The organism is Actinomadura sp. HBU206391 (assembly GCF_014323665.1).
GTDB lineage: Bacteria > Actinomycetota > Actinomycetes > Streptosporangiales > Streptosporangiaceae > Actinomadura_C.
On the sequence record NZ_JABVEB010000282.1, the window covers coordinates 1 to 6,602 of the forward strand.

5 protein-coding genes are annotated in these 6,602 nt (G+C 66.3%); all 5 read right to left on the bottom strand.

Going from position 1 to position 6,602, the window contains the following annotated elements; all coding sequences use genetic code 11:
- Window positions 1-8: 8 nt before the first annotated feature.
- The 5 genes from HKK72_RS34140 to HKK72_RS34160 all read right to left on the bottom strand — a co-directional run bounded on the left by HKK72_RS34140 (window position 9) and on the right by HKK72_RS34160 (window position 6,187).
- Window positions 9-1,064, bottom strand: a complete 1,056-nt coding sequence (locus tag HKK72_RS34140) for an ABC transporter ATP-binding protein (protein ID WP_187238554.1) — start codon at window positions 1,062-1,064, stop codon at window positions 9-11.
- 139 nt (window positions 1,065-1,203) lie between these two features.
- Complete coding sequence (locus HKK72_RS34145; RefSeq protein ID WP_187238550.1) at window positions 1,204-2,283, bottom strand: ABC transporter ATP-binding protein; 1,080 nt, start codon at window positions 2,281-2,283, stop codon at window positions 1,204-1,206.
- Complete coding sequence (locus HKK72_RS34150; RefSeq protein ID WP_187238551.1) at window positions 2,283-3,293, bottom strand: ABC transporter permease; 1,011 nt, start codon at window positions 3,291-3,293, stop codon at window positions 2,283-2,285. Before HKK72_RS34150 ends, HKK72_RS34145 begins: the two co-directional genes overlap by 1 nt.
- A gap of 88 nt (window positions 3,294-3,381) precedes the next feature.
- Window positions 3,382-5,148 carry an ABC transporter substrate-binding protein gene (locus HKK72_RS34155; protein WP_187238552.1) on the bottom strand — a complete coding sequence of 589 codons (1,767 nt, stop codon included), beginning with the start codon at window positions 5,146-5,148 and terminating at the stop codon, window positions 3,382-3,384.
- 34 nt (window positions 5,149-5,182) lie between these two features.
- Complete coding sequence (locus HKK72_RS34160; protein WP_187238553.1) at window positions 5,183-6,187, bottom strand: ABC transporter permease; 1,005 nt, start codon at window positions 6,185-6,187, stop codon at window positions 5,183-5,185.
- Window positions 6,188-6,602: the final 415 nt, after the last annotated feature.

Sequence of the window (6,602 nt, forward strand, 5' to 3'; positions counted from 1 at the left end):
GCGGTGTCCTACAGTGCGGCGCTCTTGGCGACCGTCTCGGCCGCACCGGCCGGGGCGTTCTCCGGGAAGTGGCAGGCGGTCTCGTGGCCGGGCCTGAGCTCCACCATGGGGGGCTCGACCGTCTTGCAGATCTCCTGGGCCTTCCAGCACCGGGTGTGGAACCGGCAGGCGGGCGGCGGGTTGAGCGGGCTCGGCACGTCGCCCTGGAGCCGGATCCGCTCCCGTCCCTTGCGCTTCTCCGGGTCCGGGATCGGCACCGCCGACAGCAGCGCGTTGGTGTACGGGTGCATCGGCGACTCGTACAGGCTGGTCCGGTCGGCCACCTCAACGATCTTGCCGAGGTACATGACCGCGACCCGGTCGGAGATGTGGCGTACCACTGACAGGTCGTGCGCGATGACCACGTAGGTCAGGCCGAGCTCGTCCTGCAGGTCCTCCAGCAGGTTGACGACCTGCGCCTGGATCGACACGTCCAGAGCCGACACCGGCTCGTCGGCGACGATGAGCTTGGGCCGCAGCGCGAGCGTCCGGGCCACCCCGATGCGCTGCCGCTGACCGCCCGAGAACTCGTGCGGGTAGCGGTTGTAGTGCTCGGGGTTGAGGCCGACGAGCTCCAGGATTTCCTGGACCGCCTTCTTGACCCCGTTCTCGGTCGCGATCTTCTGCAGCTTGAACGGCGCTCCGACGATCGCGCCGACCGTGTGCCGGGGGTTCAGCGAGGAGTACGGATCCTGGAAGATCATCTGGATGTCACGCCGCAGCGGCCGGAGGGTCCGCTGCTTCATGTGCGTGATGTCCTGGCCCTCGAAGGTGATCTTCCCTGCCGAGGGCTCCAGGAGCCGCATGATCATCCGCCCGGTGGTGGTCTTGCCGCAGCCCGACTCCCCCACCAGCCCCAGGGTCTCACCCTTGCGCACGGAGAACGAGATGCCGTCGACCGCCTTGACCGCGGCGATCTGCCGCCGCAGCACGCCCGCGGTGACCGGGAAGTGCTTCTGCAGATCCGTCACCTCGAGGAGCGTCTCGCGGCTCTTCTCGGGCTGCGGTTCCTTGGCGACCGACACCGCGGACGGCGCGGTCGCCGCGCCGCCGTCGCCTGGCCGGTTCGCGTCCGACTCGGTGGCCGGGCTTTCCGATGTGCTCACACGTACTCCAGGATTGTCTTCAGGAGCGACGCTACCCCTGGTCCCCCGACCATGGCCGTCACAGCTTCGGCCTGATCTCGTTGTCCCAAATCTCCTTGCGCCTGGCCAGCGGCAGGTGGCACGCGACCCTGTGGCCTGGCTCCAGCTCCTCGAGCTCCGGGCGTTCCGTCTCGCTCCTGCCGTCGTTCAGCTCCGAGTAGACACACCGGGGGTTGAAGGCACAGCCGGACGGGAGATTGATGAGACTGGGCGGAGTGCCCTTGATCGGCAGCAGGCGCTCGGAGCGCTCCCGGTCCAGGCGCGGCATCGAGCCCAGCAGCCCCCAGGTGTACGGGTGCAGCGGCCGGTGGAAGACATCATCGACGGCCGCGTACTCCACGCAACGGCCGCCGTACATGACGAGGATGTCGTCCGCGAGCTCCGCCACGACGCCCAGGTCGTGGGTGATCATGATGATCGCGGAGTTGAACTCCTCCTGCAGGTCCCGGAGCAGGTCGAGGATCTGCGCCTGTACCGTCACATCGAGCGCCGTGGTTGGCTCGTCGGCGATGAGCAGTTCCGGGTCGCAGGAGAGCGACATCGCGATCATGGCGCGTTGCCGCATACCGCCGGAGAACTGGTGCGGGTAGTCGTCCACCCTGCGGTCCGGCTGCGGGATGCCCACGCGGCCCAGCATGTCGATGGCGTGCTTGCGCGCGACCTTCTTGCTGACGTCGTTGTGGATCCGGTAGGCCTCGATGATCTGGTTACCGACCGTGTAGAACGGGTGCATGGACGACAGCGGGTCCTGAAAGATCATCGCCATGTTCCGGCCGCGCAGCCGCCGGACCTGATCGGGCGACGAACCGACGATCTCCTGGCCGTCCAGCCAGATCTCCCCGGACACGTTGGCGTTCCTGCGGTTGTGCAGGCCGAGGATGCCCAGGCTCGTCACGCTCTTCCCGGAACCGGACTCCCCCACGATCCCGAGCGTGCGGCCGCGCTCCAGCTGGAACGACAGCCCGTCAACGGACTTGACCAGCCCGTCGTCGGTCGGGAAGTGGATACGCAGATCGCGCACCTCCAAGAACGCCGTCGGCGCCTTGGCGCCGCCCGGCGCGCCGTCGAGTGTCTCGGCCCGCAGCTCCTTATCCCCCATCAGTTATGCCTCACCCTCGGATCCACGACCCCGTACAAGACGTCCACGACCAGGTTCGCCAAGACGATGAAGACCGCCGCGACCAGCGTGACCCCGAGGACCACCGGCAAGTCGCTCTGGGCGATGCCGGTGAGCGCGAGGGCGCCCATTCCCTTCATCGAGAACGTCGTCTCGGTGATGACCGCCCCGCCGAGCAGCAGCCCGATGTCGAGACCGAACACGGTGAGGATCGGGGTCAAGGTGGCCCGCAGCCCATGCTTGACGATGACCGTGCGCTCCGGCAGTCCCTTGGCACGGGCGGTACGAATATAGTCCTCGTTCAGTGTTTCCAGCATGCCCGCCCTGGTGAGCCGGGCATAGAGCGCCGCGTAGAGGAACGCCAGGCTGATCCACGGCAGGATCAGGCTCATGAACCACTTACCCGGATCCCGGGTGAGCGGCGCGTAGTCCACCTGCGGCAGGATCCCCCACTGATGGACGACGAACGCCAGGCCGAGCAGGCCGGTGAAGAAGATCGGCAACGAGACCCCGGCGAGCGCGACCGCCATCGCGGCACGGTCGAAGAAGGTGCCGCGGCGCAGGGCCGACAGCACGCCGATGGACAGGCCGACCGCCAGCCAGAGGACCGCCGCCCCACCTGCGATCGACAGCGTGACCGGAACCCGATCGATGATCTCCCCTAGCACCGGCTGGTTGGTGCGGAAAGAGAAGCCCAGGCAGGGCGCCGGACAGTCGATCTTCTCCGTGCCGGTGTCGTATTCGTCACCGAGGGCGATCGCCTTGATGAAGCGGCCGTACTGCACCGGCACCGGGTCGTCGAGTGCGAGGCGCTCTTTGATCTCGGCCAGCGCGGCGGGGGTCGGTGACTTGCCGGCGAAACGCGCGGCGAGGTCGTTGGTGCTCGTTCCGGCCGCCTTGGGCACAAGAAAAAAGATCGCGAACGTCACCGCGCTCACGATGAACAGCAACGCGGCCGCACCCAGCAGCCGACGAACGATGAATGCGATCACGGTGTCCGGCTTGGGCGGCCGGCGGAAGTCGTCCCTGCCGGCCGCCCGGTGCCTTCACCTGCTTTCTATCAGGTAGTGCGGCGCCGACTCAGCCCGTCACGCCGAGGTTGGCGTAGTCGATCATGCCGAAGCCGGCGTGGAAGTACACGTTGGTCAGTGTGGGCGGCCGGTAGAGCAGCGACTTGGCGTAGACGTTCGGCAGAAGCGCGGCCTGCTCCCGCAGCTTCGTGTCGATCTGGTTGTAGACCTTGTCACGCTCCGCCGGGGTCTCGAGCTTGACCACGTCGTTCCAGAGCTTGTTGATCTCTGGGTCGTTCATCTCCTCCGGGTTGGAGTTGCCGCTCTCCACGATCGCCTTGCCATCCGAGATCGGCTGCAGGTAGCCGTAACCGGTCGGCCAGTCAGGAGCCCAGCCATAGGTGCCCAGGCCGATCTTCTCCTTCTTCACGAACGCCGGGGAACCGAACTGCTCACCGGTGTAGGTGCCCGCGGGGAAGCCCTTGAGGGTCAGCTTGATGTTGGCACGGCTCAGCGCCTGCTCCATCGCCTCGGCCGCGGCCTTCTCCTTCGGCCGGTCGGAGCGGAAGACCATGATGGTCTCGAAGCCGTTCGGCTTGCCGCACTTCGTCAGCGCTTCCTTGGCCTTGTCCACGTCGCCCTTGTAGCCCGGCTGGGACGAGGTGTAGAGGTCCTGGCCCTTCTCGCGCCCGGGAATCGCGGGTGGCATGATCGAGGTCGCCAGCTCCCCGCCGACCTCACCGCCGTAGGCCCGGAACAGCGCGTCCCGGTCCGTGGCGTAGACGATCGCCTTGCGGCACTCGACGTTCGGGATGTTCTTGACGTTGATCGGGATGAACCAGTGGAAGCCCGCGAGCGGGTTGTCTGCGTTGGCCTTCAGCTTCGGATCGGTGAGAATCTTCTGCCGAGCGGCGGCCTGCACTCCGGATCCGGCCAGGTCGACATGGAGGGTGCCGTTGAGCAGGCGGTTGTCCAGCTCCTCGGCCTTCAGCCCCGCGGTCACCTCGATGCGGTCGGGCAGCTGCTTGCGGTTGGGGTCGGTGGCCGGGTCCCAGTTCTCGTTGCGGACCAGCGCACCGCCCTTCCCGGGCTTGTAGTCGCCCTCCCACTTGTACGGCCCGGTGGAGATCGGGTGGAGCGCGTAGCGCGTGCCCTTGTCCGTGGCCTGCTGCACCGGCGCGGTCTGCCCGCTGAACATGACGAGCTCGTTGAGCTCGGCGAACGAGTCCTTCAGCTTGAAGACGACCGTGTAGTCGTCGGGCGTCTCAATGCCCTTGAAGTGGTCGAGGTTCTTGTCCTTGAAGGGACCCTTGTAGCCGTCGGCGTCGAGCAGCTGCGGGAAGTAGGCGGGGCCATGGCCGAGCACGCCGCGGTCGTAGGTCCGGGCCACCGCGTACTTGATGTCCTTGGCCTTGACCTCGTTGCCGTCCTCGTACTTGATGCCCTTCTTCAGCTTGTAGGTCCAGGTCTTGTTTCCGTCACTCGGCACCCCGGGGGCCTCGGCCAGGTCGGGCACCGCCTTGTTGCCCTCGACACCCGGCTTCGAGGCGTACGTCATGAGCATGCGAGCGTACGTCCGGATGAAGTTGTTGCCGAAGGCGTAGTAGGTGTCACCGGGGTCGGTGGAGTCGAAGTCATCGCTCACCGCCGTCTTCAACACCCCGCCCTTCTTGTCAGAAGGGTTCACCACGGCGGTGGAGCCGGCGTCGAACTTGACTCCGCCACCGCTGCCGCCGGAGTCGGTACCGCCGTCGTCACCGCCGCCACAGGCGGCCAAGCCCAAGCTCAGGGCGATGGCACCTGCCACCGCCGTGGTCAAGACTTTCGGACTTCTCATGGGTTGCCTTTCTTTTTACCGGTACGTGCCGGAGTCATCGAGCCCGCGGGTCCAGGGCGTCGCGGAGCCCATCACCGAACAGGTTGAAGGCCAGGACGGTGACGAAGATGGCCAGGCCAGGGACGACCACGAAATGGGGGGCGATCGAATACAGGTTGGTCGCATCCGTCAGCATGCCGCCCCATGACGGCTTCGGGGGATTGATGCCGACCCCGAGGAACGACAGCGCCGCCTCGAAGAGGATGTTCGTCGGGATCAGCAGCGTCGCGTAGACCAGGATCGGCCCCATCAGGTTGGGCAGGATCTCGCGGAAGATGATGTAGGAGCTGCGCCCGCCGAGGCTGCGCGCCGCGTCGACGAACTCACGCTCCCGCAGCGACAGCGTCTGGCCCCGGATGATCCGCCCGATGTAGGGCCAGTTGAAGAACCCGATGATGAACACCAGGACCGCGACCCGCAGGTTGTTGCCCGCGAGTCCGAGCATGTCGTTCGGTATCACGCCGACCAGCGCGATCGAGAACAGCAGCAGCGGGAAGGCCAGGAAGATGTCCATGGTGCGAGCGATCACTGCGTCCACCCAGCCACCGAAGTAGCCGGCGATGACGCCCATGACCGTACCGATCAGGACCGAGACAAGCGTCGCCAGGAAGCCGATCAGGATCGAGACGCGTGCCCCGTAGAGCACGCGGCTGAACAGGTCCCGCCCGTTGACCGGCTCGATGCCGAACGGGTAGTCGGCGCTGATCCCTCCCCACTTGCCGATCGGACTGCCGAGCGTCGGGTCGGTGAGCTCCTGGTGGAACTCGTTCGGAGGGTGGCCGAACCAGCGGACCAGCGCCTCAGTCACTCCGGGAACGGTTGCGATGACGAGCAGAAGCACGACCAGTCCGCCGCCGAGGGCGACCTTGTCGCGCTTGAGCCGCAGCCACGCGATCTGCCCGAGCGAACGCCCCTGGATCGCCTTGCGATCGACCCCCGCAAGGACGGCATCCGGCTGGGCATCGGCCTCAGACCCGGCCACCTCGATCGGTGCGGTCACCTACGTACCTCCCATGCACACGACCGCCCCATGGACGGCCGACAAGCCACAGACCACTGATGTATGCACTGGTCCAGGACCCGTAACGCCCCTCTGTCGGAGGGAAACCTACTCTCCCCGGACGAATGTCGCGCGCAGGGGTCCGTGGCGCTAGTCCCCGTGTCTGACTTGTGATCTCGTCGTCATCTAGGGCATATGCGCTCTTGATGCTTTACTGGACAAACAGCCCAAAGCATAACCAAGAGCCAGTAACCCCTAGACCGGGGATACTGTACGCCAGACAACTCAGGAAAAGATACGGCCTTAACCAAGTCGGAACAGTGATCGTCCTCAGGAGATCCCACGCCGGCGGAGGATGTTCTCGATGTCGGCGAGATCCGGGTCCACGTCCGCCGACCTGCGCGGCTCTATCGCC